Origin of the sequence: Streptosporangium sp. NPDC023615, assembly GCF_040640155.1 — a bacterium.
Lineage (GTDB): Bacteria > Actinomycetota > Actinomycetes > Streptosporangiales > Streptosporangiaceae > Streptosporangium.
The window spans coordinates 41,120-67,851 of the sequence record NZ_JBFABE010000030.1 but is presented as its reverse complement, the minus strand read 5'-3'; the positions used below and the strand labels follow the sequence as shown (position 1 = coordinate 67,851).

The following is a 26,732-nucleotide window of genomic DNA, read 5'->3' as shown; positions in this document are numbered from 1 at the left end:
GGGCTCACAGCAGGGCCTCCTGGCCGTCGACGACCGGGTCGAGCCAGGCTTCCGGCGGCCCGAGCGGGGTGTGACCGTCGGCCGCGTGCCGGTCGGCGAGCGCGATCAGATAACGGACGGCGGTGAGCCGGGACTCGGCGGCCGACAGCCCGAAAGGGGCCAGGATCCGCAGGGCGCGGGCCACGCAGGCCCCGGCCGCGGTGACCGGGTCCTGGCGGCGCAGCGCGCGGTGGAAGAAGTGGTGGACGGCGTCGAAGCCCAGCGGGACCCCCGTGCCGAACCGTTCCCAGTCCCAGACCAGCAGCCGCCCGTCGGGGCCGCGCGAGATGTTCCACGGCGTGAGGTCTCCGTGCCAGGCGAAATCCTCGCCGTGGGAACGTTCCAGAGGACGGGTGTCCGCGAGGCCCGCCGCTGAGGCCACCGTCGCGCCCTCCGCCGAACCCTCCGCGAAGGAGGCCGTCGCCGCCTCCTCCTCGGAGGTCGCACCGTCCGGGCCGGCGAGCCGGTGGGGCGGATCCCCGAAGGACGCCTGATCCGGGACCGGGACCGGGACCGGGACCGGGACCGGGGGCGGGGGCGGGGGCGCGGGGATGCGGGCGATCTCGGCGATCGCCGCGGTGAGGACGTCGTCACGGATGCGCCCCCGCCGCACCGGGAGCGGGGTCAGTGCCAGCACGGACAGACCGCGCCAGGACCCGTGGTGCAGGACGGCGGGCGGGACGACGGTCTTCAGCGGCACGCCGGCGAGCAGGCCGAGCGTCCGCGCCTCGTGGGCGACGAGTTCCCGGGTGAGGTCGGTGTCGCCGATCTTCACGAAGGCGATCGGCCCGTCGGGGGCGCGCGCCTCCAGGATCGGTTTGCGGTTGGCCCGCCGGGCCGGGGACACCCGTAGCGTGACGCGGAGGCGGGTGCCGAAGACCTCGCTCAGATGGCTCTCGATGCCGTCGCGCCCCGAGCGGACCATGATCCGTCCGCCGGGGTGCCACCACGCGCGCGGGACCAGCCTGCGGGGCAGCAGCCGGTGCGGGAGCAGGGTGTAGGGCCTCGCCTCCCCGGGGCCGGGGAAGAGCAGGTCGATGGTCCGGTCGAGGTAGCGCAGGCGGGCGCGGGCGTCGTTCATGCGGCCGTCCTCGCCATCGAGTTCCTCCAGAGCAGCGCGAACGAGATCAGGTACAGGCTGAGCGGCGTGACCAGGCCGTCGTAGACGAACATGTAGAGCAGGGTGAGGATCATCACGAGGACCCCGGCCACGCCGATCGGGCTGCGGTCACGCCAGTGGCGGCGGACGGCCCCGGCGAAGAACGCCACGTAGAGCGCGGCTCCCGTGAACCCCTGGGTGATCATGAGGTGCCAGAGGTGGCCGTCGCCGCCCAGGGGTGGGTGGCCGCAGGTGACGCACCAGTCGGTCTTCCCGGTGGTGATCGTCCGGTGGTTGCCCCTGGCGTTGCGGGTGTTGCCGTACCCGATGATCGGGGAGGTGCCCGCGGCCGCGAGGGTCGCGGTCACCGTGAAGGCGCGGATGTCGTTGCTGTGCGGACTCTCCAGCCGCTGGCCCACCATCGCCCGCAACGGGCTGAGGGCGAACACCAGCGCCGCCGCCGTCAGGATCGCGCAGGTGGCCACGCGTGCCCGCCCGCCCAGGCGCAGCAGCAGGTACGCGGCGGCGACGCCGAGCCCGAGCCACAGCCCGCGGTTGAGCGAGTAGACCACCGGGATCGCGGCCAGCGCGACCAGCGCGACCGCGGCCGTCCGCCTGCGCGGGCCGCCGTACACCCACCAGCCGACCACGAACCAGACGAGCAGCACCGACAGGTTGCCGCCCCAGGCGTTGGCCCACTCGAACGGCGCCTCGGGGCGGGGCGAGGGGTGGCCGAGCACCCACTGCGTCTGTGCCGCGGTGGGGTGGATCAGGTTGTGGACGAACGGGTTGCCGCTGATCCAGTCCGGGAGGACCGTCTCGACCGGAGAGGTGAAGGTGGCGCGGGGGGCGAACACGCCCAGCAGCCCGCCCGCCACGGTCGTGACGAAGAGCGCGCCGAGCATCCGCACCAGCGTGAGCTGCGGCAGCTCCTTCTCGGTCAGGTTTCCCAGGTAGAGCACCATGACCAGCAGGGAGACGTAGAGGGCCAGGCGCATCAGGTAACCGATGAGCCGCCCGGCACCGAACTCGCCGTAGGTCCCGGGGGGCATCTCGCCGAGCATGACCGCGCTGATCAGGTAGCCCGCCAGGAGGAGCAGCCAGAGCCCGAACCCGCGCGGCGCCCTGATCGGCCGTCGTCGCCACAGCACCGCCGCCATCGCCGGGGCCACCGCGATCACGCAGAGGCCGCCGAAGCCGAGGGCCCACCAGGCGGGGTACCCGACCAGGAGCGCGGCGATCGGCCAGGCGGCCGGACACGGGCCTCTCACGGCAGGCGCCCTCTCCGCCCGCCCGCGACCGTCCGCCCCGACGGAACGATCCCGTCGGCGCGCGGCGTGTGCGGGGACTGTACGGCGGAGGGCGAGAAAGCGCCGCCGGTGAGCAGGGTGCCCGCCACCGGCACCCCCCGTTCCCGCAGTGCCCGTGCGGCACGTCGTACCTCCCGGGGCGGGGTGCCGGGCACGGAGACCACGAGCACCGCGCCCCCCAGGCCGCGCAGCCCCTCGTCGTCGACCGCCTCCAGGCCGGTCAGCCGCCTGACGTCGGCGGTGTCGCGCAGGGTGGTGTCGAGGCGGTCGCGGATCCAGGCGCACCCCACCCCGCAGAGCAGTCCGGTCATCAGGCCGCTGCCCAGGTAGAGGGGGGGCCGGGGGGCGCGGGGCTCGGTGGGGGCCACCGGGCGGCTGATCACCGAGCCGGGGGTGACGGCGACGGTCCTGAGGGCGTCGTACCGGGCGGTGAGGGCGTGGACCTGGCGCAGGAGGACGTTCTGCCGCTGGAGGGCCAGGGCGCGCTCGGCCGTGCCGTTGCCCAGTCCCGGAAGGGTGGTGGCGACCGTGGTCAGGCTCGCGTTGACCTGTTTCAGCTTGACCAGCACCGCCTTGAGCTGGGCGGTGAGCGTCTGGGTGGACGACTCTCGCCGCTGGGCCAGGTAGGCCAGGGCGTAGGCGTCGGCGCAGGAGGCCGCCGTCGCCGGCGCGGCGGCCGTGCACGAGATCTCCAGGACCGAGGTGTTGGGCGGTACGGAGACCTCGGCCGGCCCGGAGAGGCCGCCGAACAGCCCGCGGGCCCTGGCGGCGACCACCGCCGACCGGGCGATTTGAGCCTCGGTGTCGAGGTTGAGCGGTTCGCGCTGGCGGGCGGTCACCTGGTTGACCTGTTCCTGGGGGCCGGCCGGGGTCACCAGGACCTGCGCGGAGGCGGTGTAGGAGGCAGGGGTGGCCCACAGCAGGGCGAGACCGCCGCCCGTCCCGGCGAGGAGCATGGACAGGACGATCAACCGGCGGCGGCGCAGGAGCGACACGTAGTCCGCCAGGTCTCCACCTGAACGGCGGGCGGGGACGTCCGGTGACGAGCTCATGTTTCGCGGGTGCCTCTCCGGCGAACAGCTGCTGGGAACCCTTGGAACTATAGGTCGGCTTTTCCTTTCCCCGGACCGGTACGCAAGATTTTCCTCGCGTTGGTCCGGCTGATCACGCCTATATAACGGACGTTTGTTCATATTTCCCTTCCCCGCTCCGGGGAGTGTGGAATGGAGCGGCAAAGTCCTGGACGGGGCGCGTCCGGGCGATGGAAAGGTGTTTCCCCAAGACGGCCGGCGAATGCCTGCGGACGACATCTGCGAGGGATCGTTGCATCAGACAAATGGCTCTATAGAGGTAATTCCGCGCATGGTCAAAATAGGCGGTTCAGGCCTGGTCCTGGCGCTGGGACTGGGCTGCGTGGCGCTGGCCGTCGCGGGGCTGAGCGGCTGCCGGGGCGAGGCCTGCGCCTCCGGGGCCGCCGGCCCCGGGAGCGCGGACGGGGCAGGTGTCGTCGGGAGCGCCACGGGCGCGGGCGGGGCCGACGCCGACGGGGGCACCGGGGGCACCGGGGGCACCGGGAACGCCGGGCAGGGCGGAGGAGACGCGGGGGACGCGGGACGAACCGCCTGCGAGGTCAGCAGGACGCTCGTCCCCTCCTGCGGCGCCTGGTGGGGGATCGCGCCGGAGATCTTCACCGGCCGGCGTCCGCAGCGGGCGCTGGAGAGGGCCGAGAGGCGGATGGGCGGCCCGGCCGACATCATGCACGTCTACCACCGCGGCGACGAGCTCTTCCCGACCGCCGCCGAGCGCGCCATCGCCCGTGACCCGGACGGCCGCAGGATCCTGCTGGTCAACTGGAAGCCGTCCGTCGACCACTCCTACACCTGGGCGGAGATCGCCGGTGGCGCGCTGGACGCGCGGATCGACCGGCTGGCCGCCCACATCGTGAGGACCTTCCCCGAGAGGTTCTTCCTCACCGTCCACCACGAACCCGAGAACGACGTGCTGGAGACCCCCGGCGCGGGGATGTCCGCCGCCGACTACGCGGCCATGTTCCGGCACGTGGTGGCGCGCCTGCGCGCCGGCGGCGTGACCAACGCGGTCACGGTGATGACCTACATGGGCGCGCCGAACTGGGCCTCGCAACCCTGGTTCGAGCGGCTCTACCCGGGCGACGACGTGGTCGACTGGGTGGCGATGGACCCCTACGCGGACCACCGGGTCGACGGCTTCGACGCGCTGGTCAACAAGACCCGTCCCGACTTCCCCCGGTGGCCGGGGTTCTACCGCTGGACCGGGGAGCGTTTCCCCGGCAAGCCCGTCATGGTGGCCGAGTGGGGCGTCTTCGAGCGGCACGACCGGCCCGCCTTCAAGGAGTCCTTCTTCGCCTCGGTACGGGCCGGGCTCCGCGACTATCCGCGGATCAAGGCCCTGGTGTACTTCGACTCGCCGAAGGCCCCGCGGGGCGACACCCGGTTCGACACGACGCCGGGCGCCCGCAGGACCTTCGGCGAGCTCGCCCGCGACCCCCGTCTGCGCCCCGCCGTCCCCCCGCGCTGAACCGTCCGCCGCGCCGGCCCGTCCCCCCGCGCCGGCCCGTCCGCTGACCGCCGGCCCCCCGGGGCCGGCGGTCAGCGGATCCAGCCGCCCTGGATCAGCGGGTCGAGCACCTGGTGGACCGCCCGGTCCACGCCGATGTCGGTGGTGTCGATCTCCAGATCGGCGTCGTCGGGCTCCTCGTACGGGTCGGAGACGCCGGTGAAGGCGGGGATGATCCCGGCGCGGGCCTTGGCGTAGAGCCCCTTGCGGTCGCGGCGCTCGCACTCGGCCAGCGGGGTCGAGACGTGGACAAGCACGAAGTCGGCGCCGACGGCCTCGACCATCGCGCGCACCTCCTCGCGGGTGGCCGCGTACGGCGCGATGGGCGCGCAGATCGCCAGCCCGCCGTGCCGGGCGACCTCGGCGGCGACGAAGCCGATGCGGCGGATGTTGAGGTCGCGGTCCTCCTTGGAGAAGGTCAGCCCCGCCGAGAGCAGGTGACGCACCACGTCCCCGTCCAGGAAGGTCACCGTGCGGGTCCCGCGCTCCAGCAGCGCGTCGTGCAGCCCGCGCGCGACGGTGGACTTGCCCGAGCCCGACAGGCCGGTGAAGAAGACCACCAGTCCCCGCCGGTGCGGCGGCCCCGGGAGCGTCACCGGCTCCGGACCGGCCAGGTGCTCGCTCGCGCCGTAGGCCTCGGCGATGCGCTCGCGCAGCTCCAGATCGAGCGCGGGCTCCCTGGGCGCCAGCGGCACCACCGCCACGACCGTGTCCTCGGGCAGCCGGTCGCGGGCCTTGAGCGCGGCGCGGACCACCGCGGGCCCGCCCTCGCCGTACGCCAGCGGGAGCAGCAGGATCGACGCCTCCAGCTCCTGGGCGGTGGCCAGCAGGTCGTCGAGGTCGCCCAGCGGCCCGCGCATGGTCACGGCCAGCACGGCCTCGCGCTCGCCCAGCTCCTTGCGGATCTCCGCGGGCGTGCGGCGGAGCCGGGCGAACGGGCCGTGCTCGGGGGCGTCGAGGGCCTCCACCGGCCCGGCGACGAAGCCGTCCTCGCGCCCCTCGACGGTCAGCACGGCCAGCGCGGCGCCCTCGGGGTCGCGCAGGGTGATCCGGTCGCCGGGGGCGGCCGGGTGGTCGTCCGGCAGCGTCAGGGTGACCGGCACGGGCCAGGGCGTGCCGTCGGCGAGCGTGCCGCGCTCGTCGGCCGCGTGCGCGTCGGCGGAGCTCATGAAGCCCGTCAGGGGTCTGAAGGCGCCGGAGAGCAACAGCTCGAGGTCGGCCAGCTCACGGGCGTCGGGGGTCCACTCGAAAGGCGCCGTCATCTGCTCCACAATCCCGCTCGTCGGTCGTTCCGGCCCGCCCGCCCCGGGTGGCGCCCCCCTCGGGCGAGCCGGGACGACCGGCGGCCGTGTCTCAGACCAGCCGGGCGAAGTGGCTCTGGGGTTTGCGGATCACCATGGTCACCTCGTCGCGAGATGCGGGCCGGCGTCCCCTGGAGAGGGTCTCCACCGCCGAGCAGGCGGCGCGGGCAAGCTTACCGAGAGGTCCCTCCAGCGCGGGACCGCTGCGGGCGGAGATGTCCTCGGTCACCATCAGCCCGCGGACCAGGCAGAAGGAGTGCATCCCCTCGCGCGAGGCGATCGGCTCGTAGACGGCCGGCAGCGGCCCCACCGTGCCCGGCGGGGTGAACCGGCGCCACAGCAGCCGCCGCAGCGCCGCCGGCGTCCGCCGGTCGCACACCCCGTACGCCGAGGCGCGGTCGCGCATCCTGACCAGCAGCAGCCCGCCGGGACGCAGCCCGGTGAGCAGTCGGTCGAGCACCAGCTCGGCGTGCTCGATCCTCTCCAGGAGGAACGACACGTAGACGACGTCGAACGCGCGCGGGGGCACCGGCACCGAGCGCAGGTCGCCCAGCGTCCAGGAGTCCAGGTCCTTGCGGGCGGACGTGCTGGTGCGCAGGACGGGCAGGTCCTCGTCGATGCCGATGACCCTGGTCTCCGTCTGTGCCAGATCGAGGGGTTCGGGCCATCCGCACCCGGCGATCAGGATGTCCAGCCGCCGGCCGAGCTGGCCGCTCCACTGGTCCCTGATCCGCTGACTCAGCACGTCGTCTCGCTCGACGACCGATCTCACCTCAGACATATAACCGAGAGTAGTCAACCCGGCACGATTCATCGTGCATTTACCGCTCCATGCGAGGGCGGGCGCCGGGCCAAGTAGCCTTGACGGGGAACCCCGTGTCTTCTCGGCCCGGGGCCGTCGTGTTGCCGTCGTGGGGCTGTGGGCGAATCTGATGAGCCTTTCCGGACTTCTTGATCTTGTCGTCGGGGAACCTGTGCTGGCTTCCCTCCTGCGGGACGTGCGCGGGGGCGACCCGTCCGACGTGGCGCTGGTCGCGCCGCCCGCGCTGCGGCCCTTCGCGGTGGCCGGGCTGGCCCGGGAGGGGGCCAAGGGGACGGCCAGGACCGTGCTGGCGGTGACCGCCACCGGGCGCGAGGCCGAGGATCTCGCCTCGGCCCTGACCAGCCTGCTGGACGAGAGCACCGTGGCGGTCTTCCCCGCCTGGGAGACGCTCCCGCACGAGCGCCTGTCGCCGCGCGGCGACACCGTGGGCCAGCGGCTCGCGGTGCTGCGCAGGCTGGCCCACCCGGTCGAGGGCGATCACTCGGCCGGGCCGCTGCACGTGGTCGTCGCGCCGGTCAGGGCGCTGCTCCAGCCGATCGTGCGCGGTCTGGGGGACCTGCGGCCGGTGCGGTTGCGCGCCGGGGACGACGCCGACCCGGACGCGGTGGTGCAGGCCCTGGTGGAGAACGGCTACCACCGGGTCGACATGGTGGAGCGGCGCGGCGAGGTCGCCGTCAGGGGCGGCCTGCTCGACATCTTCCCGCCCACCGAGGAGCACCCGCTGCGCCTGGAGTTCTGGGGCGACACGGTCGAGGAGATCCGCTGGTTCAAGGTCGCCGACCAGCGTTCCCTGGAGGTGGCCGAGGACGGCCTGTTCGCCGCGCCCTGCCGGGAGCTGCTGCTGACCCCCGAGGTCAGGGAGCGGGCCGCGGAGCTGGCCGAGGCGCACCCCGCGCTGGCCGAGATCCTCCGGCAACTGGCCGAGGGCATCCCGATGGAGGGCATGGAGGCGTTCGCCCCGGTGCTCGCCGGGGAGATGGACCTGCTGATCGACCACCTGCCCGAGCAGTCGGCGATCCTCGTGTGCGACCCGGAGCGGATCCGCGGCCGTGCCGACGAGCTGGTGCGCACCAGTCAGGAGTTCCTGGAGGCGTCCTGGATCACCGCGGCGTCCGGCGGCGAGGCCCCGATCGACCTGGGCGAGGCGGCCTTCCGCACGCTGGAGGAGCTGCGCGACCACGCGCGTGAGCTGGGCCTGCCCTGGTGGTCGATCGCCCCCTTCGGCGCCACCGGCGCCGGCTCCGAGGGCACGGCCGGCGGCGTCACGGCCGGCGTCGTGGACGGCTCCGGCGACCCGCACGACGGCCTGGTGCTGGCCGCGCGCGAGGTGGAGTCCTACCGGGGCGACACCCAGCGGGCGCTGGCCGACATCAAGGGCTGGCTCGACTCCGAGCGGGTCGTGGTGCTGCTGAGCGAGGGCCACGGCCCGGCCGAGCGCATGGTGGAGCTGCTCAAGGGCGTCGACCTGCCCGCCCGCCTGGAGCCGGGCCTGACCGGGACGCTCGACGCCCAGGTCGTGCACGTGACCACCGGACTGGTCGAGCACGGCTTCGTGACGCCGTCGCTGGCCGTGCTGACCCACCTGGACCTGGTGGGCCAGAAGGCCTCCACCAAGGACATGCGGCGGCTGCCCTCCCGGCGGCGCAACATGGTGGACCCGCTCCAGCTCAAGATCGGCGATCATGTCGTGCACGAGCAGCACGGCGTGGGCCGCTACGTGGAGATGGTGCAGCGCACCGTGCAGGGCGCCACCCGCGAGTACCTGGTGATCGAGTACGCCAAGGGCGACCGGCTCTACGTGCCGACCGACCAGCTCGACGAGGTCACCCGCTACGTCGGCGGCGAGTCGCCCACCCTGAACCGGATGGGCGGCGCCGACTGGGCCAAGGCCAAGACCAAGGCCAAGAAGGCGGTCAAGGAGATCGCCGGGGAGCTGATCCGGCTGTACTCGGCCCGGATGGCCTCGCCCGGCCACGCCTTCGCCCCCGACAGCCCCTGGCAGCGGGAGATGGAGGACGCCTTCCCCTACGCCGAGACGGGCGACCAGCTGGAGGCCATCGACGAGGTCAAGCGCGACATGGAGCGCCCGATCCCGATGGACCGGCTGATCTGCGGCGACGTGGGCTACGGCAAGACCGAGATCGCGGTGCGGGCGGCGTTCAAGGCCGTGCAGGACGGCAAGCAGGTGGCCGTGCTGGTGCCGACCACACTGCTGGTGCAGCAGCACATGTCGACCTTCGCCGAGCGCTTCTCCGGCTTCCCGCTCAACGTCAGGGCGCTGTCGCGGTTCCAGAGCGACGGGGAGGTCAAGGCGACCCTGGAGGGCATGCGCGAGGGCTCGGTCGACGTGGTGATCGGCACGCACCGGCTGTTCTCGCCCGAGGTGCGGTTCAAGCAGCTCGGCCTGATCATCATCGACGAGGAGCAGCGGTTCGGCGTCGAGCACAAGGAGGCCATGAAGCACCTGCGCACCCAGGTCGACGTGCTGGCCATGTCCGCCACGCCGATCCCGCGCACCCTGGAGATGGGCCTGACCGGCATCCGGGAGATGTCGACGATCCTCACCCCGCCCGAGGAGCGGCACCCGATCCTGACCTTCGTCGGCCCGTACGACGAGAAGCAGATCGGCGCGGCGATCCGCCGTGAGCTGATGCGCGACGGCCAGGTCTTCTTCGTGCACAACCGGGTGGCCAGCATCGGCAAGGTCGCGGCCATGCTGCGGGAGCTGGTGCCCGAGGCCAGGGTCGCGGTCGCGCACGGCCAGATGCAGGAGCACCAGCTCGAGAAGATCATGGTGGGCTTCTGGGAGCGCGAGTTCGACGTGCTGGTCTGCACCACGATCGTCGAGTCGGGCCTGGACGTGCCCAACGCCAACACGCTGATCGTCGACCGGGCCGACAACTACGGCCTGTCCCAGCTCCACCAGCTCCGCGGCCGGGTGGGCCGGGGCCGCGAGCGCGGCTACGCCTACTTCCTGTACCCGCCGGAGAAGCCGCTCACCGAGACCGCCCACGAGCGCCTGGCCACGATCTCCCAGCACACCGAGATGGGCGCGGGCATGTACGTGGCCATGAAGGACCTGGAGATCCGCGGCGCCGGCAACATCCTGGGCGCCGAGCAGTCCGGGTTCATCGCCGGGGTCGGCTTCGACCTGTACGTGCGGATGATGGCCGAGGCCGTCCAGGAGCAGAAGGCCAAGCTGGCGGGCACCCCCCGCGAGGACGAGCGGCCCGACGTCAAGGTCGAGCTGCCGATCAACGCCCACATCCCGCACGACTACGTGACCTCCGAGCGACTGCGCCTGGAGGCCTACAAGCGGATCGCCGCGATCGGCTCCGACGAGGACATCGCCGCGGTCCGCGACGAGCTCGTCGACCGGTACGGGCGCCCGCCCCAGCAGGTGGAGAACCTGCTGGAGGTGGCCCGCTTCCGGATCAGGGCCCGCCGCGCCGGGCTGAGCGACGTCACCCTGCAGGGGCAGAACATCAGGTTCGCCCCGGTGGACCTGAAGGACTCCCAGCAGGTCAGGCTGCAGAGGCTCTACCCGAAGGCGCTGCTGAAGCAGGCGGCCGGTACGTTGCTGGTGCCCGTGCCCAAGACCAGACCGCTCGGCGGCCAGCCGCTGCGCGACCTGGAGCTGCTCACATGGTGCGGCGATCTCGTCGAGGCCATGTTCCTCGAACCCGTACGGGTAAAGTAAGCGGCGTTTGTCGTGAAGGGAACGCATGTGAAGTCGACTCGAGTACGCGTCATCCTGGCGGTCGCCGCCGCCGGGGTCGCGCTGACCGCCTGCTCGCCCAACCAGGCCGGCGCCGCCGCGATCGTGAGCGGGGAACGGATCAGCTCCGCCGAGCTGGACAGGGACGTGCGCGAGTACGAGGGGGCGCTGGCCAAGGTCGGCGCCACCCCCGCGCAGCTGCAGTTCCCGGGCAGCGTCCCGCAGGTCGTGCTCTACCAGATGGTCACCGCCAAGAAGTTCGTGAAGGCCGCCGAGCGCAAGGGCCTCACGGCCACCGAGGGCGAGGTCGACCAGCTGGTCGCCAGGCTGGGAGGCATGCAGAAGCTGGAGCAGCAGCTGCTCCAGGTCGCGGTGCCCCCCTCGCGGATGCGCGAGTTCCTGCGGGCGCAGGTGATGGTCGAGAAGCTCGCCGGCGGCTACGGCGGGGGCATGGACCAGGCGTCCGTCGACAAGGGCAGGCCGCAGGCCGAGAAGGACGCGGCGACCGTGAAGGTCGAATGGAACCCCCGCTACGGCCAGCTCAACACGGCGCCGAGCGAGCAGCAGCCCGGCCTCTTCGTCGCCGGCGACCGCTTCAGCACCCAGGTCAAGGCCCCGGCGGCTCCCGTGCCGCCGCAGCAGTAGCGCCCGGCATGCCGCTGATCGTCGTCACCACCTCGCCCCGGGTCGCCCCGGGGCTGCTCGGCCACCGCGCGTGGCAGGCGCTCCAGGAGGGGCCGGTCCGCACCGGCTCCGCCGCCCACCCGCACCTGCCCTACCTCGCCGAGGCCGGGATCGAGGTCGAGGTGGTCGTCCCGGACCCGCCCGCGCTGGTCCGCGAGGCCCAGGAGGCGACCGTGGTGTGGCTGGAGGCCGACGAGGCGCTGATGCGCTCGATCGGCCACGCCGCCGTGGCCCTCGACGACCCGCCGGTGATCGAGATCGTGCCCGGCTCCTACGACCTGCCCGGCGCCCGGCTGCTGGACCTGGTCGGGGTGATGGACCGCCTTCGCGTCGAGTGTCCCTGGGACGCCCGCCAGACCCACGAGTCCCTGGCCCCGTACCTCATCGAGGAGGCCTACGAGGTGCTGGAGACCATCGAGGAGGGCGACCACGCGGCGCTCCGCGAGGAGCTGGGCGACCTGCTGCTGCAGGTGGCCTTCCACGCCAGGGTCGCCCGGGACCGCGCCGGCGCAGGCGTCGGCGGCGGCTCGGGCGACAGTGACGACGGCGGGTTCGACATCGACGACGTGGCCGACGGGATCGTCTCCAAGCTCGTCCGGCGCCACCCGCACGTCTTCGCCGACACCCGGGTGGACGGCGCGGGCGAGGTCAGCGCCAACTGGGAGACGATCAAGGCGGCCGAGCGGGCGGCCAAGAACGGCGGCGATCCGGGCTCGGCCGTCGACGGCGTCCCGATGGGCCAGCCCGCCCTCTCCCTGGCCGCCCAGCTCCTGCGCCGCGCCGAGCGCGCCGGGGCCCCGGTGGAGCTTCCCGAGGGGGTCCCGGCCGACGGCCTGGGCGCGCGGCTCTTCGAGCTGGTCCGCCAGGCGCACGCGGCCGGGCTCGACCCGGAGGCCGAGCTGCGCGCCGTCGCCCGCGCCTACCGTGACCGGGTCCGCGACGGGCTGCCCTGACGCCGCCGCGAGGGCCCGGACCGCGAGGGGTTCGCGGCCGTGAGGGGGCCCCGGTCGCGGGGGTTCCGCGGCCGTGAGGTGTCCGGGACGTGAAGGGTTCCCGGCCGCCGGACGACGGGATCGCGGTACCCGGTACCGGCCGACGTACCGGTAAGTAAGGCTCGGTAGGCTTCTGAGGCAAACTGTCCTGCGACTTTAGGAGCGCTTCGTGGCTTCCATCGAGGGCGTAACCGCCCGCGAGATCCTTGACTCCCGGGGCAACCCGACGGTCGAGGTCGACATCCTCCTGGACGACGGCAGCCAGGGCCGCGCCGCGGTCCCCAGCGGTGCCTCGACCGGCCAGTTCGAGGCCGTGGAGCTGCGTGACGGCGACGAGCGTTACGGCGGCAAGGGCGTGGAGAAGGCCGTCCTCGGGGTGACCGACGAGATCGGCGACGAGATCCTCGGCTTCGACGCGACCGAGCAGCGCAGCATCGACCAGGTCATGATCGACCTGGACGGCACGCCCAACAAGGCGCGGCTGGGCGCCAACGCGATCCTGGGCGTCTCGCTGGCCGTGGCCAAGGCCGCCGCCGAGAGCGCCGAGCTGCCGCTGTTCCGCTACCTCGGCGGGCCGAACGCGCACGTGCTGCCGGTGCCGATGATGAACATCCTCAACGGAGGCGCGCACGCCGACAGCAACGTCGACGTCCAGGAGTTCATGATCGCGCCCATCGGGGCGGAGACGTTCCGCGAGGCCGTGCGGATGGGCACCGAGGTCTACCACGCGCTCAAGGCCGTGCTCAAGGAGAAGGGCTACGCCACCGGTCTTGGCGACGAGGGCGGCTTCGCCCCGAACCTGCCCTCCAACCGCGACGCGCTCGACCTCATCCTGGTCGCGATCGAGAAGGCCGGATACGTGGCGGGCGAGGACATCGGGCTGGCCCTGGACGTGGCCGCCTCCGAGTTCCACTCCGACGGCGTCTACACCATCGACGGCAAGGGCCTGTCCTCGGCCGAGCTGATCGCCTTCTACGAGGACCTGGTCGCGAACTACCCGCTGGTCTCCATCGAGGACCCGCTGGACGAGAGCGACTGGGAGGGCTGGAACGCCATCACCCGCGCCCTCGGCGACAAGGTGCAGCTCGTCGGCGACGACCTGTTCGTGACCAACCCCGAGCGCCTGGCCCGCGGCATCGCCGAGGGCACCGCCAACGCGCTGCTGGTCAAGGTCAACCAGATCGGCACCCTGACCGAGACGCTCGACGCGGTGGACCTGGCCCACCGCAGCGGCTACCGCTGCATGATGAGCCACCGCTCCGGCGAGACCGAGGACACCACGATCGCCGACCTCGCCGTGGCCACCAACTGCGGCCAGATCAAGACCGGTGCCCCGGCCCGTTCCGACCGGGTGGCCAAGTACAACCAGCTCCTCCGCATCGAGGAGCTTTTGGACGACGCGGCCCGTTACGCGGGTCGCGCCGCGTTCCCGAGGTTCCGCCGGTAGTTTCGGTTCCGGCGGCGGCCTTCCGCCCGGAGGCCCGCTCCCGCCCGGGAGCGGGCCTCCGGGCGGGCCGGTCCGGGGGCGGGAGCGCCGGTGCCGGGATCGGTCCCCGTACGGGGCAGGGGCCCGCGTCACGGACGCGCACGGACGCGCACGGACGAAGCGGACGAAGCGGACGAAGGAGGGGCGATGGCGGCACGGCCACAGCTGACCGGACGGGCCGCGATCCTCGCGATCGTGGTCTGCGCGATCGCCATGAGCCTGGCCTACCCCGTCAGGGAGTACGTCGTCCAGCGTCGCCAGATCGCCCACCTGGAGCAGGAGAAGGCCAGGGAGATCGCCGCGATCAAGGCCCTGGACGACCGCCTCAGGCAGTCGCGGGACCCGGGCTTCATCAAGCGGGTGGGCAGGGAGCGGCTCTTCTACTGCGCCCCCGGGGAGAAGTGCTACGTCGTCATGGGCAAGACGCCCTCCCGCGACGGCGGCGCCGGTCAGCGCAAGGCCACGGTCAGGCCGCCGTGGTACGCGACCCTGTGGGACTCGGTCAAGGCCGCCGACAGCGGCGGCGGGGAGAAGGCGGCCAAGGAGACCGGGTGACGCCGATACCCTGGTCCTCGTCTTTCAGGGGGTGTCACGAATGGTCGATGACCGCGACGTGGCGGCGGTGGAGCGACAGCTCGGCCGGACGCCGCGAGGACTGCGCGGGGTGGCGCACCGCTGCCCGTGCGGGCTGCCCGACGTCGTCGAGACCTCGCCGAGGCTGCCCGACGGGTCGCCGTTCCCGACGCTGTTCTACCTGACGTGCCCCCGGGCGGCCTCCGCCATCGGCACGCTGGAGACGTCGGGGATCATGCGGGAGATGCAGGCCAGGCTGGCCGACGACCCGGAGCTGGCCGAGGCCTACCGGGCGGCCCACGAGGACTACCTGGCCCGCCGCGACCGGGCCGCCGCCGAGGACGGCCTGGAGCCGTTGCCACGGGACATGCAGAGCACCGGGGGCATGCCCACCCGGGTGAAGTGCCTGCACGCCCTGGCCGGGCACGAGCTCGCGGTGCCCGGTGGCAACCCGTTCGGCCGTGAGACCCTCGACGCGCTCGGCGCGTGGTGGGCCGCCGGGCCCTGCGTCGAGGACGCGGACCCGCGATGACCCCGCTCCCGCCCAGGACCGCGCCCCCGGCCGCCTCCCGGCCCCCGACGCCGCCCCCGGCCTTGATCTCGACCTCGGCCTCGATCCCGGTCGCGGTCGCGTCCCGGACCGTGGCCGTGAACCCGACCCCGACCCCGGCCCTGTCCCGAGCCCCGAAGGAGGCCGCGTGATGCGCGTCGCCGCGATCGACTGTGGCACCAACTCCGTCCGCCTGCTCATCGCCGCCGTCGGCGCCGGCGGTCTCTCCGACGTCGAACGCCGGATGGAGATCGTCCGGCTGGGCCAGGACGTCGACAGGACCGGCAGGCTCGCCCCCGAGGCCCTGGAGCGCACGTTCACCGCCATGCGCGGTTACGCCGGGCTCATCGACCGGCACGAGGCCGCCCGGGTCCGGGTGGTCGCCACCAGTGCCACCCGCGACGCCGCCAACCGGCAGGAGTTCGTGGACGGCGTACGTGAGATCTTCGGGACGGAACCCGAGGTGATCACCGGGGCCGAGGAGGCGGAGCTGTCGTTCACCGGCGCCACCCGGGATCTGGTGCGGCTCTCGCCCGAGACGGGGATGCCCTCCTGCGAGGGCACCCGCCCGCCGTACCTGGTGGTCGACATCGGCGGGGGGTCGACCGAGTTCGTGCTCGGCTCCACGCACGTGGAGGCCGCCCTCTCGGTGGACATCGGGTGCGTCCGGCTGACCGAGCGGCACCTGCGCGACGCCGGCGACCCGCCGTCGGCCGAGGCGGTCGAGGCGGCGACGGCCGACATCGACGACGCGCTGGACCGGGTGGCGGCCGAGGTGCCCGTGGAGCGGGCGATGACCCTGGTCGGGCTCGCCGGCTCCGTCACCACCGTCGCCGGGATGGCGCTCGAACTGCCGGAGTACGACCCGGAGAAAATCCACCATTCAAGAATCGCGGCAGGTCAGGTGCATGACATCGCCGAGCGGTTGCTTGGAATGGCCGTCGCGCGGCGCTCGGCGATTCCCGTCATGCATCCGGGACGGGTCGACGTCATCGGCGCGGGAGCGCTCATCCTGGACCGCATAGTGAGCCGGTACGGTTTCGGCGAAGTGGTCACCAGCGAGCGTGACATCCTCGACGGTATCGCATGGTCTATCGCTAAACCATAACAAGCCGTAACAATTCTGGCGTTCAGGAGTATTGAGAAAGATTTTCCGTTTATGGTGTGCTAAAGGAGCCTTGGGGAGGCTTTGCCGTGAGACCTGGCACGGATGACGCCGGGGCGGCAACCGTCTCCTATGGGCGATCTTGTCTCCCAACGAACGGAGCACCCCCTCATGAAGTCCGGACTAGCACGAAAGCTAGCCGCAACAGGAGCCGGCGTGGCCATGCTGGCGACGATGGCGACTGGCCTGCTGGTCACGCCCGCAGCGGCGGCCAGCGGAAGCCAGACGGCGACGGCGGCCACCTCGGCCGTCGCCAAGCCGAAGCCCAGGCCCGCGGTCTGGGCCGGCACGCCCAAGGCCTCGCCCGCCAGGTACAGCGGCGAGTGCCCGGTCAAGGTGACCTTCTCCTCGAAGCTCAAGGTGAAGGCCGTCAAGAGCAAGACCACCGTCGCCTACCGCTGGCTGCGCGGTGACGGGTCCAAGGGCAAGGTGAAGAGCTTCACCTTCCGCGGCAAGGGCGTCAAGCACTTCACCGTCAGGGAGAGCGCCACCTTCAAGGGCGACGTCAAGGGCTGGCAGGCCATCCAGCTCCTGGCTCCCCGCGCCGCCACCTCCGCCAAGGGCCGTTTCGCGGTCTCCTGCGGCGGGGGCGAGGACGACCACGAGGTCATCCGGCCGCCCAAGCCTCGCGTCGACGCGCGGCTCTGGGTGGACGAGGGTGACTGCAAGGCCACCCTGGTCGGCCGCATCAGCGCCTCCGGCACCCGCTGGGTGCGCTACCAGTTCGTCGTCAACGGCCACGTTGTCGAGCGTGACGCCGTCCGCGTCGACGGTTCGCGCAGGGTCTTCCACGTGATCAAGCCCCGTGACGACTTCAGGGGCTGGGCCTCGCTGGAGATCCTGGGCCCGGTGGACACCTCCTCCGGCCGCGAGTACTTCAAGATCCGTTGCCAGGACGAGGCTCCCAAGGTCTCGGCCTCGGTCAGCGCTCCGGCCAAGGCCTCCGGCGCCTGCCCGGCGACCCGTACCTTCACCGGCACGATCGGCGTCTCCCGCGGCCACGTCGCGGTGAAGTACCGCTGGATCCGTGACGGCGTCGCGGGCGACTGGCAGCGTCAGTACTTCGGCGGTCACGGCCCGCAGAGCGTGAGCGTGAGCGACACCTGGACCGTCTCGGCCGTCGGCAAGAACGAGTCCAGGCGCGCGATCGAGGTCGACGGCGGCCCGACCACCGCCGCCGAGAAGGGCGAGTTCACCTGTGACGCGCCCGCCCCGGCTCCGAGCACCTCGGCCTCCGGCGCCTGACGGTCCGGCAGGTCACGGTGACACCTGACGGGTCACGGTGACGCGGCCGGTGCCTCGGCGCCGGCCGTTCCCCGAGTACGACAGGCGGCGTCCGCACCTCGCGGGCGCCGCCTTTTCGCGTGCCGGCGCGGCCCGGCGCGGCCCGGCGCGGCCTCCGGGCGGGCTCCGAGTGGGCTCCGAGTGGACTCCGGGCGGTCCGAGGCGGACCCGGGACGGTTCAAGGCGGGCCCGGGGCGGGTGCGGGACGGCCCGGGCGGGCCCGGGATCGGGCACCATCGGAGGATGACCCACGTTCCTCCCGGCTCGGGCTGGCCCGAAGACCCCGCCCGGCCCGACACCCCCGTCGCCCGCACCCCCGACGAGGTGCGCGAGCTCGCGTCGAGGATCCCCGACCTCGGCGGGCTCGCGGCCGCCCAGTCCGTCTGCCGGGCCTGCCCGCGCCTGGTCGAGTGGCGCGAGGAGGTGGCGACGGTCAAGAGGCGGGCGTTCGCCACGGAGACCTACTGGGGGCGGCCCATCGCCGGGTGGGGCGAGGAGAGGCCGCAGGTGCTCATCGTGGGGCTGGCCCCGGCGGCGCACGGCGGCAACAGGACGGGCAGGATCTTCACCGGGGACCGCAGCGGTGACTGGTTGTTCGCCTCGCTGTACCGGACGGGCCTGGCCGCGCAGGAGACGAGCGTGCGCGCAGGCGACGGGCAGCGCCTGATCGGCGCGCGGACGGCGGCGGCCGTGCGGTGCGCCCCGCCCGCCAACAAGCCGGAACCGGCCGAGCGGGCGGCGTGTTCCCCCTGGCTGGCCCGCGAGATCGCCCTGGCCTCGGCCGACCTGCGGGTGGTCGTCGCGCTCGGCGGGTTCGCCTGGCAGGCGCTCTGGCCCGCCCTCGGGGAGGCCGGTTACACGGTGCCCCGCCCGCGACCCTCCTTCGGTCACGGCGCCGAAGTGGAGCTCGTCTCCTCCTCGGGCACCCGGACATGGCTGCTGGGCTGCTACCACCCCAGCCAGCAGAACACCTTCACCGGCCGGGTGACCGCCCGGATGCTCGACGACCTCTTCACCAGGGCGAACGCCCTGCGCACCTTGTGAAGTCGATCACAAAGGGAAGATCGCACGGAATTATCCTGTGAAAAACTGATTTTCCTAACCAGCAGCGAAAAATCCGGCCCCGTTGCCGGAGGCGCCCCTGGCGCGTGGGGAGACGCGGAGGTATGCTTGTGAAAGGTTTCACAAGCCTCGAAACTTAAGGATGGCGTCACAGTGGACCGCAACTCCAAGCACATCGTGGTAGTCGGCGGAGGCTACGTCGGCCTCTACACCGTGCTGCGCCTGCAGCACACCCTTCGCAAGGAACTGCGCGACGGAAGCGTGCGAATCACCGTTCTCACCCCCGAGTCCCACATGACCTACCAGCCCTTCCTGCCCGAGGCGGCGGCCGGAAACCTCTCGCCCCGGCACGTGGTGGTGCCCCTGCGCCGGGTGCTCTCGAAGGCGACGATCCTCAACGGCAAGGTCTCCAAGGTCAACCACGCGGCCAAGTCGGTCACCTTCGCCCCCAACGTCGGCACGCCCCACGAGATCGAGTACGACATCGTGGTCATGGCCGCCGGTTCGGTCTCCCGGACCCTCCCCATCCCCGGCCTGGCCGACGCCGCGATCGGCTTCAAGACCGTCGGCGAGGCCATCGCGCTCCGCAACCGGGTGCTGGAGCTCCTCGACCGGGCCGAGAGCGACGACGACGAGGGCCTGCGCAGGCGCGCCCTGACGTTCGTCGTGGTCGGCGGCGGCTACGCCGGCATCGAGGCGCTCGCCGAGCTGGAGGACATGGCGGTCGACGCCGCCCGCTACTACCGCAACATCTCCCGTGCGGACATGCGCTGGGTCCTCGTCGAGGCCACCGACCGCATCCTGCCCGAGGTGGGCCCGGAGATGGGCAAGTGGACCGCCGAGCAGCTGCGTGAGCGCGGCATCGAGCTCAAGATGAACACCCGGCTGGACTCCTGCGAGGGCGGCCTGGTCAAGCTCTCCGACGGTGACGAGTTCGAGGCGGCCACCATCGTGTGGACCGCCGGTGTGAAGCCCAGCCCGGTCGTCAACGCCGGTGACCTGCCGCTGGACGAGCGTGGCCGGATCAAGGCCACCACCCGCCTGACCGTGGTCGGCGTCGAGGACGCCTACACGGCCGGCGACGTGGCGGGCGTGCCCGACGTGACCAACCCCGGTCAGTACTGCGCGCCCAACGCGCAGCACGCCGTACGGCAGGCCAAGGTCCTGGCCGACAACATCACCCGCAGCCTGCGCGGTCAGGAGCTGGTCGACTACCGCCACCGCTACGTGGGCTCCGTGGCCGGGCTGGGCCTGCACAAGGGCGTCGCCAACGTCTACGGGATCAAGGTCCGCGGGTTGCTCGCGTGGTTCCTGCACCGCACCTACCACCTGTCGCGGGTCCCCACCTTCAACCGCAAGGTCCGCGTGACCGCCGACTGGACCCTGGCGCTCTTCTTCAAGCGCGAGACCGTCTCCCTCGGGGAGATCGAGGAGCCCCGCACGGAGTTCCGCAGGGCGGCGGCGAGCTGAGCTCCGCGAGCCTTACGAGCTCCATGAGCTCCGAGGACGCGGAACCGGACGGTTCGAATCCGGAGGCGGGCGATGTCGCCCGCCTCCGGATTCGTCGTTTCACGTGGCTCTTCGTCCCATCCGGATCACCGGTATTCGGGGCGATCCGTAGATTTCCGGCCGCCGGACATGCGACGGTTGGCTCCAGCGGTTACGCATGAGTGGTCCGTTACGTATGATTACGGCGCCCCCGTAGCCCAATGGCAGAGGCAAACCCCTTAAAAGGGTTCGAGTGAGGGTTCGAGTCCCTCCGGGGGCACCTATGGAGACCCGCCGAATGGTGCCCCCGAGCAGTGGAAACGCGACCGTGGCTCTTTTCGTGGCGGCCACTCCCGCGCGGTTTGTCGCCGAACGGACGTCATCGGCCCGCGAATGCACTCATGGGTCTTTTCCCGGCGGGACGGCCGGCCGGACCGGCGGGGTGGCCGGCCCGGCGCCGGTGGGGCGGCCGGGCGGTGGACCGGCCTCGGGGCGTCACGCCGGGAAAGGCCCCGGGAGGGCCCGAGGAGAGCCGGGAAGAGCGCCGTCCGGGTGGCGGTGACGCACCGCCGTCGCCACCGTCACCGTGTCGCGCCCCGGGCGCGGGGCCGGGCGCGGGCAGGCGCGCCGGGCGTCCGGAACACCGCGAAAGCCCGATTCCCGCATTCTGGAGATCCCCAGGGTGGCGGGCATAAAATGAGGCCCGTGAGGGTTGAGGCGAGCATGACCGGCGTACGGGGATCGGGCAGCGGATGTCCGGGGCGGACGCGGACCTCGCGGACCTCGGGGCGCCTTTCCGGCGGGCGGCCGGTGAAACGGATGTGAGGCCCGGGAACCAGACGCGGCACCCGTTCGTTGACACCAGCGGCGGTAGCCGTGCGGCCATCCGAGCAACATGGATATCAACACGATACGGCCGTGTGACAACCGATCTAATACGCTGATCGCGTAGGTCGCAGCGTGGAGGCAGCGATGGAGAGCAGGAACCCCATTTTCAGTCGGCAGGCTAAGGGGAATCAGCAGGGCTGGGGCATGCCGACCCCCACCCCTGACCAGCTTCAGGGTATGTACGACACGCCCTCGTACGCGCCGCCCGCGCAGCGGGCGATGACGATCGACGACGTGGTCGTGCGCGGTTTCATCACGCTGGGCACGCTGGTCGTGACGGCGGCGGCGGCCTGGGTGCTCAACCTCGGCATGGTCGCGGCGATCGTCGGCGTCATCGTCGGCCTGGTGCTGGCCCTGGTGATCTCGTTCAAGCAGAGCACCAACCCGGTGCTGATCCTCGGTTACTCCGTCGCCTACGGTGTCGCCATCGGTGTGATCAGCCACGTCTACAACGATCTTTACGCCGGGATCGTCTTCCAGGCGGTGGTGGGCACGGCCCTGGCCTTCGGCGCCATGCTGACGGTCTACTCGCTGCGCATCATCCGGGTCACGCCGAAGTTCACCAAGTTCGTCGTGGCGGCGGGCCTGGGCCTGATGGGCCTCATGCTCGTCAACCTGCTGGCCGGGTTCTTCATCGAGGACGGCATCGGCATCCGCGCCGGTGGCCCGCTGGCGTACGTGTTCAGCATCGCCACGATCCTCATCGGCTGCTTCTTCCTGCTCCTCGACTTCGACCAGGTCGAGCGCGGGGTGCGGGACGGCGTCCCGGCGAGGTACTCCTGGCTGATGGCCTTCGGCCTCACCATGACGCTGGTCTGGATCTACCTGGAGATCCTGCGTCTGCTGAGCTACTTCAGCAGCAGCGACTGACGAATCCTCAAGGAGAGCCCCGCCGGAACCCCTCCGGCGGGGCTCTCCGGTTTTCCGGGCCGGGGCACGAGTGAACAGGCGGCGGCCGGGGGATGGACGAAGCACGACGGAAGAAGCATCGCGGGGCTTGCCATCTGCGCTTTCGTGATGCACTGTCGAGCAAAGGAGCCTATCCGTGGAGGTGCCCATGTCGTTGAACCACTCAATGGAGACGCAGAGCAAGCTGATCGCAAGGGTCCCGGACATCACGGGGCGCGCACTCCCGGAGTGGTTCCAGGCAATCGACAACGGCCCGTCGTTCCTCCGCTGCGACGAGCGCGCCACCTGGCTCGCCGACGAGCACGGGCTGTCCCACGGCTACGCCGCCGCCATCGTGCACGAGCACGAGCGGCACCGTCGTAACCGTTACCTGTAGAGGCCGCCGATCTCAGCCGAGCCCGCGCCATCCCGGTGGTGCGGGCTCCGACATGCCGGCCCACGACGGAGACCTGGATCGTGTTCGACGGGCCCGTCATGATGGACGTATGGATCATGACAGGGCACGTGCCTTCATCCGCGCCAACCACCGCGCGGTCATGCTGACCACGCACGCCGACGGCCGCCCCCAGCTCTCCCCGGTGACGGTGGGGATCGACGCGCGGGGGAATCCGATCATCAGCACCCGGGAGACCGCGGCCAAGGTCCGCAACCTGCGCAGGGACCCGAAGGTCTCGCTCTGCGTCACGACGGACGCCTTCTTCGGCGAGTGGGTCCAGATCGACGGCACGGCCGAGATCGTCCCGCTCCCCGAGGCGATGGAGCTCCTCGTCTCCTACTACCGCGACATCTCCGGTGAGCACCCCGACTGGGACGACTACCGGGCGGTCATGGAGAAGGACCGGCGGGTGATCGTGAGGATCGACATCACCCGGGCCGGCCCCGACGTCCACGGCTGACGGGTCCACGCAACCGGCGGGAGGCCGGGACGGGGCCGCGAAGGGTGAGAAGGGCACCTGTCCTGAGCCGTCCTGAGCCGTCCTGAGCTGCCCTGAGCTGCCCTGAGCGCCTTGAGCCGCCCGGATCCGTTCGACCCCCGGAGCGCCCCGGAGCGCCCCGGAGCGCCCCGGAGCCCGCCGAGCCGCCCGGAGCCGCCCGGAGTCCCTCGGAGTCGTTCGGGCCGGGGGCTCCGGCGCCGCCCGGGGCGCGTCGTCCCCGGGCGGCGCGCTCGGTCAGCTGAGGCGTTCCAGGACCATGGCCATGCCCTGGCCACCGCCGACGCACATGGTCTCCAGGCCGATCGCCTTGTCGTGGAAGGCCAGGCTGTTGAGCAGCGTCGAGGTGATCCGGGCACCGGTCATCCCGAAGGGGTGCCCCACCGCGATGGCACCGCCGTTGACGTTGAGCCGGTCGAGGTCGATGCCGAGGTCCCGGTAGGACGGGATGACCTGGGCGGCGAACGCCTCGTTGATCTCGACGAGGTCCACGTCGCCGATGGACATGCCCGCCCGGGCCAGCGCCTGCTTCGAGGCCTCGACCGGGCCGAGGCCCATGATCTCGGGGGACAGGCCGGTCACGCCGGTGGAGACGATCCGGGCCAGCGGGGTGATGCCCAGCTCGGCGGCCTTGGTGTCGCTCATCACGATCACCGCGGCGGCGCCGTCGTTCAGCGCGCAGCAGTTGCCCGCGGTGACCGTGCCGTCGGGCCGGAAGACCGGCTTGAGCCCGGAGACCGCCTCGTAGGTGGTCCCGGCGCGGGGGCCGTCGTCCTTGCTCACCACGGTGCCGTCGGGCAGGGTCACCGGGGTGATGTCCTTCTCCCAGAAGCCTCCTGCGATGGCCTTCTCCGCCAGGTTCTGGGACCGGACGCCGAACTCGTCCTGCTCCTGGCGCGAGACGCCCTTGAGCGCGGCGAGGTTCTCGGCGGTCTGGCCCATCGCCACGTAGATGTCGGGCAGCAGGCCGTCCTCGCGCGGGTCGCGCCAGACCTCGCCGCCTCCCTCGGCTGCCCGGGCCGAGCGGGCGCGGGCGTCGTCGAAGAGCGCGTTCTGGGTGTCGGGCAGCGAGTCGGAGTTGCCCTTGGCGAAGCGGGAGACGCACTCCACGCCCGCGGAGACGAAGACGTCGCCCTCGCCCGCCCTGATGGCGTGCAGGGCCATCCGGGTGGTCTGCAGGGAGGACGAGCAGTAGCGGGTCACGGTGGTGCCCGGAACGGTGTCCAGGCCGAGCAGGGTGGCGACCACGCGGCCCATGTTGAAGCCCTGCTCACCGCCGGGCAGGCCGCAGCCCAGCATGAGGTCGTCGATCGTGGTCGGGTCGAGCTGGGGGACCTTGGCAAGCGCCGCCTGGATGATCTGTACGGTCAGGTCGTCGGGGCGGATGTCCTTGAGGGACCCCTTGAAGGCGCGTCCGATGGGCGAGCGCGCGGTCGCGACGATGACTGCCTCGGGCATGTGGCTCTCCTGGGTTCGTATCTGCTCCTGCAGCGGAGCGTACCGCGCGGTATGCGGGAATCCACGTCCCGGGGGTGGCCGAAACAGAATGTTGTACCGGACGCACAGGGCCCCGTCCGGAGACGGGGCCCGCCGTGCGGACCGGTCACGCGGCCGGCGCGCGGCCGGGCGTGCCGGATGCCGGCCGTGTGCGCGTGCCGGGTGTCAGCCGTACATGCCGGGAGCGGTGCCGTCGCCGTCCTTGATGCCGTGCAGGCCGCCCTTCTCGTCGCGCCACATCCGCCACCCGTTCTGGCTGCCGGTGAACCAGGCGGGCGGGACGCCCGGCCCGGCGACCCGCGTGCCGTCGGAGAGCCGGAACTCGCAGAGCGAGGCCACCGAGTAGAAGCCGGGAGGCTGGCCCTTGAGCGGGAGCGGCTTGGGGTCGGTCACGCAGAAGGACCAGGCGTGCGCGTCCCTGACGTCGGCGGCGCGGCCGGTGGGAAGGTCGAAGGCCGTGCCGGGCTTGCCGTGCCGCAGGAAACCGACCTTCTCCATGCGGGGCGGGAAGGCCAGCCACCAGCCCGCCTCGGGGACCTGCTCGGCGGAGATCTGCCCGAGCACCCGGCCGTCCTCGGCGGCCAGCCGGGCGAACCCGCCGTAGCGGCCCTCCTGGTCGACCGGGCGGACCACCGGTGCGAGCCCCGGGCTGCCGCTGGGGTAGACGCGCACCACCGAGGGGCGCATCCAGTTGATCCTGCCGTCGGAGAGGCGGACCGAGAACAGGCCGAAGGCGGAGGCCCGGTTCGTCTTCGGGTTGGTGTAGGGGGCGACGTACCCGACGAGGTCGGTCGCGGTCGCGCCGAAGGACCAGCCACCGGACAGGTCTATCCCGGTGCCGAGGGCGTCCTCGACCGGGACCCGCCAGAGGACCTTGCCGGTCCCCAGCTCGTGCGCCTCCAGGACGGGGTGGCGGGCCAGGCGGAGGAAGACCACCCGGGAGGCGTCGGACCACTGGGCCTCGGCGATGCCGGGCAGCCGCCAGGCGACCTTGCCGGTGAGCGGGTCGAGCACGACGACACGGGCGCCGGCCAGGGCGGTGTTCTCGGACACGCACACGTACGCCCCGCACCGCTGCGGCCCGAACGTGGAGTGCACCGGCCGGGTCCACCTGCGTGCCCCGGTCCGCCCGTCGAGCCCGACCAGCGTGGCCTTCCAGCGCCCCCGCCTGGCCGGATCGATCGCCACCGCGACGGTCCGCCCGGAGGCGGTCTCGACGATCGCCGGCGGGGAGACCCCCATGCCGGGCAGGCGGCCCGCCATGGTCGAGGGGTGAGCCCACAGCCTTCTGCCGGTGACCAGGTCCAGCGCCACGGTCTCGAGGGTGCCGTCGGGCTTCATGGAGGTCGTCGCGGCCACACCGCCGGCGACGGTGGTGCGGCTGACCGCGTTCATCTCGGTGTTGTGCCAGGTGGGATGGCTCGGGGTGGCCGCTTCACTGCCGGAGCAGCCGCCCAGGGTCAGAACTCCGGCGAGCACCAGGGACGGTTTCGCGAGGGGCCGGATCACGGGTATTCCACTCCAATGCGGGCGAGGCGTTACGGCGTCGCGGCGGAGGGTGACCGTGTTCAGGCGCGGTCGGGCCGCGCTCCGTGCCTGCGGCCGAGCATGGTGGCCCACCGTCCGTGAGGTCCGGTGGCGCGGCCGCCGACACGGGTCGCGATGACCTCGGCGCCGGGCTCCTCCGCGGCCTTGGCCGCCGCGAGGTAGATCGACTCGGCGCGCCGGGCCCGGGGTTCGGGCCACAGCTCCAACGCGCCGCACACAGAAGGTAGCACCGCGTAAGCGATCTGTAGATAACCTTGTGCAGATGGGTGGTAACGATCAAGGCCGAACATCTCCGCCGGGTTCGTGTCGAACTCCTGTCCCAGCAGGTCGGCGAAGGCCACCGTCCGCCCGCCCGCCTCGACCACCGCGACGGTCTGCGCCGCGGCGAGCTGGCGGCTCCAGCGCCGGGTCACCCAGCGCAGCGGCTGCGCGATCGGCCGTACCGTGCCCAGGTCCGGGCAGGTGCCCACGACCACCTCGGCCCCGGCCTCCCGCAGCCGCCGCACGGCCTTGTGCGCAGCCCGACCGAGAGGGAGTCGCCGAGCATCGTCAGCCGGATCGGCTCGCCGCCGAAGGGCCCGTAGACGCCGTCGGACGGCGGCCCCTCCATGCCGTGGGGGCGGCCGACCGCGCGGCGGGCCACCAGCGCCTCGGCCAGCAGCAGCCCGTAGGCCGCCGCGCCGAGCGCGGTGACGCCCCCTCCGCCGACCGCGGCCGCGGCGGCGATGCGGCGGGCGGCACGCGCCGTCCCGGGCGTCCGGATCACGAGGCGTCGCTCCCTCCGTGCGG

23 protein-coding genes and 1 tRNA gene are annotated in these 26,732 nt (G+C 72.3%); 15 read left to right on the top strand and 9 right to left on the bottom strand.

The genetic code is table 11. The annotated features are described in order from the left end of the window. Positions 1-4: 4 nt before the first annotated feature. From AB0G16_RS21540 to AB0G16_RS21530, 3 genes are read right to left on the bottom strand one after another with little or no spacing between them, the layout of a single operon-like run. Positions 5-1,120 carry a hypothetical protein gene (locus AB0G16_RS21540; RefSeq protein WP_362807499.1) on the bottom strand — a complete coding sequence of 372 codons (1,116 nt, stop codon included), beginning with the start codon at positions 1,118-1,120 and terminating at the stop codon, positions 5-7. Then, a complete protein-coding gene (locus AB0G16_RS21535; protein ID WP_362807496.1) occupies positions 1,117-2,409 on the bottom strand; it encodes a hypothetical protein in 1,293 nt (430 codons plus the stop codon). The genes AB0G16_RS21540 and AB0G16_RS21535 overlap by 4 nt, the downstream gene beginning before the upstream one ends. After that, a complete protein-coding gene (locus tag AB0G16_RS21530) occupies positions 2,406-3,500 on the bottom strand; it encodes a Wzz/FepE/Etk N-terminal domain-containing protein (protein WP_362807494.1) in 1,095 nt (364 codons plus the stop codon). The genes AB0G16_RS21535 and AB0G16_RS21530 overlap by 4 nt, the downstream gene beginning before the upstream one ends. A 310-nt stretch (positions 3,501-3,810) precedes the next feature. Between AB0G16_RS21530 and AB0G16_RS21525 the strand changes: the two genes are divergently transcribed. After that, on the top strand, positions 3,811-5,004 hold the full coding sequence (locus AB0G16_RS21525; protein WP_362807491.1) for a hypothetical protein: 1,194 nt from the start codon (positions 3,811-3,813) through the stop codon (positions 5,002-5,004). Positions 5,005-5,075: 71 nt separating this feature from the next. Here AB0G16_RS21525 and cysC read toward each other — a convergent pair whose 3' ends face one another. Next, positions 5,076-6,305, bottom strand: coding sequence for an adenylyl-sulfate kinase (gene cysC, locus AB0G16_RS21520; RefSeq protein ID WP_362807488.1), 1,230 nt, complete (start codon positions 6,303-6,305; stop codon positions 5,076-5,078). A 91-nt stretch (positions 6,306-6,396) separates the two neighbouring features. Continuing rightward, positions 6,397-7,125, bottom strand: coding sequence for a methyltransferase domain-containing protein (locus AB0G16_RS21515; protein ID WP_362807485.1), 729 nt, complete (start codon positions 7,123-7,125; stop codon positions 6,397-6,399). A 151-nt stretch (positions 7,126-7,276) separates the two neighbouring features. Here AB0G16_RS21515 and mfd point away from each other — a divergent pair, with 151 nt between their 5' ends. From mfd to AB0G16_RS21445, 14 genes are all read left to right on the top strand, one after another. Beyond that, entirely contained in the window at positions 7,277-10,867 is a 3,591-nt protein-coding gene (mfd, locus tag AB0G16_RS21510; protein WP_362807482.1) for a transcription-repair coupling factor, read from the top strand. A 27-nt stretch (positions 10,868-10,894) separates the two neighbouring features. Further along, positions 10,895-11,530 carry a SurA N-terminal domain-containing protein gene (locus tag AB0G16_RS21505; RefSeq protein ID WP_362807478.1) on the top strand — a complete coding sequence of 212 codons (636 nt, stop codon included), beginning with the start codon at positions 10,895-10,897 and terminating at the stop codon, positions 11,528-11,530. Between the two features lie 8 nt (positions 11,531-11,538). Further along, positions 11,539-12,522 (top strand): MazG family protein, encoded by a 984-nt coding sequence (locus AB0G16_RS21500; RefSeq protein ID WP_362807475.1) that lies wholly within the window; start codon positions 11,539-11,541, stop codon positions 12,520-12,522. Between the two features lie 208 nt (positions 12,523-12,730). Further along, positions 12,731-14,008, top strand: coding sequence for a phosphopyruvate hydratase (gene eno / locus AB0G16_RS21495; protein ID WP_362807472.1), 1,278 nt, complete (start codon positions 12,731-12,733; stop codon positions 14,006-14,008). A gap of 186 nt (positions 14,009-14,194) precedes the next feature. Then, complete coding sequence (locus AB0G16_RS21490) at positions 14,195-14,602, top strand: septum formation initiator family protein (RefSeq protein ID WP_362807469.1); 408 nt, start codon at positions 14,195-14,197, stop codon at positions 14,600-14,602. A 40-nt stretch (positions 14,603-14,642) separates the two neighbouring features. After that, positions 14,643-15,152 (top strand): DUF501 domain-containing protein, encoded by a 510-nt coding sequence (locus tag AB0G16_RS21485; RefSeq protein WP_362807466.1) that lies wholly within the window; start codon positions 14,643-14,645, stop codon positions 15,150-15,152. Between the two features lie 166 nt (positions 15,153-15,318). Continuing rightward, the gene (locus AB0G16_RS21480; protein WP_362807463.1) at positions 15,319-16,278 is read left to right on the top strand and encodes a Ppx/GppA phosphatase family protein; all 960 of its coding nucleotides are present in this window, start codon (positions 15,319-15,321) and stop codon (positions 16,276-16,278) included. Positions 16,279-16,491: 213 nt separating this feature from the next. Beyond that, positions 16,492-17,580, top strand: a complete 1,089-nt coding sequence (locus AB0G16_RS21475; protein ID WP_362807460.1) for a hypothetical protein — start codon at positions 16,492-16,494, stop codon at positions 17,578-17,580. 282 nt (positions 17,581-17,862) lie between these two features. After that, positions 17,863-18,663 (top strand): uracil-DNA glycosylase, encoded by an 801-nt coding sequence (locus AB0G16_RS21470; RefSeq protein WP_362807457.1) that lies wholly within the window; start codon positions 17,863-17,865, stop codon positions 18,661-18,663. 171 nt (positions 18,664-18,834) lie between these two features. Beyond that, entirely contained in the window at positions 18,835-20,151 is a 1,317-nt protein-coding gene (locus tag AB0G16_RS21465) for an NAD(P)/FAD-dependent oxidoreductase (RefSeq protein WP_362807454.1), read from the top strand. A 225-nt stretch (positions 20,152-20,376) separates the two neighbouring features. Then, positions 20,377-20,449, top strand: a tRNA-Leu gene (locus AB0G16_RS21460). Between the two features lie 692 nt (positions 20,450-21,141). After that, complete coding sequence (locus AB0G16_RS21455; RefSeq protein WP_362807451.1) at positions 21,142-21,927, top strand: Bax inhibitor-1/YccA family protein; 786 nt, start codon at positions 21,142-21,144, stop codon at positions 21,925-21,927. A gap of 187 nt (positions 21,928-22,114) precedes the next feature. Further along, on the top strand, positions 22,115-22,342 hold the full coding sequence (locus AB0G16_RS21450; protein WP_362807448.1) for a DUF4287 domain-containing protein: 228 nt from the start codon (positions 22,115-22,117) through the stop codon (positions 22,340-22,342). A 109-nt stretch (positions 22,343-22,451) separates the two neighbouring features. Further along, entirely contained in the window at positions 22,452-22,862 is a 411-nt protein-coding gene (locus AB0G16_RS21445) for a PPOX class F420-dependent oxidoreductase (RefSeq protein WP_362807445.1), read from the top strand. Between the two features lie 273 nt (positions 22,863-23,135). Here the strand turns inward: AB0G16_RS21445 and AB0G16_RS21440 are convergent, their stop codons facing one another. From AB0G16_RS21440 to AB0G16_RS21425, 4 genes are all read right to left on the bottom strand, one after another. Continuing rightward, positions 23,136-24,356 (bottom strand): acetyl-CoA C-acetyltransferase, encoded by a 1,221-nt coding sequence (locus AB0G16_RS21440; RefSeq protein WP_362807442.1) that lies wholly within the window; start codon positions 24,354-24,356, stop codon positions 23,136-23,138. Between the two features lie 204 nt (positions 24,357-24,560). Next, on the bottom strand, positions 24,561-25,904 hold the full coding sequence (locus AB0G16_RS21435; protein WP_362807439.1) for a PQQ-binding-like beta-propeller repeat protein: 1,344 nt from the start codon (positions 25,902-25,904) through the stop codon (positions 24,561-24,563). Between the two features lie 59 nt (positions 25,905-25,963). Continuing rightward, complete coding sequence (locus AB0G16_RS21430; protein WP_362807436.1) at positions 25,964-26,413, bottom strand: hypothetical protein; 450 nt, start codon at positions 26,411-26,413, stop codon at positions 25,964-25,966. After that, positions 26,353-26,709 (bottom strand): hypothetical protein, encoded by a 357-nt coding sequence (locus AB0G16_RS21425; protein ID WP_362807434.1) that lies wholly within the window; start codon positions 26,707-26,709, stop codon positions 26,353-26,355. Before AB0G16_RS21425 ends, AB0G16_RS21430 begins: the two co-directional genes overlap by 61 nt. Positions 26,710-26,732: the final 23 nt, after the last annotated feature.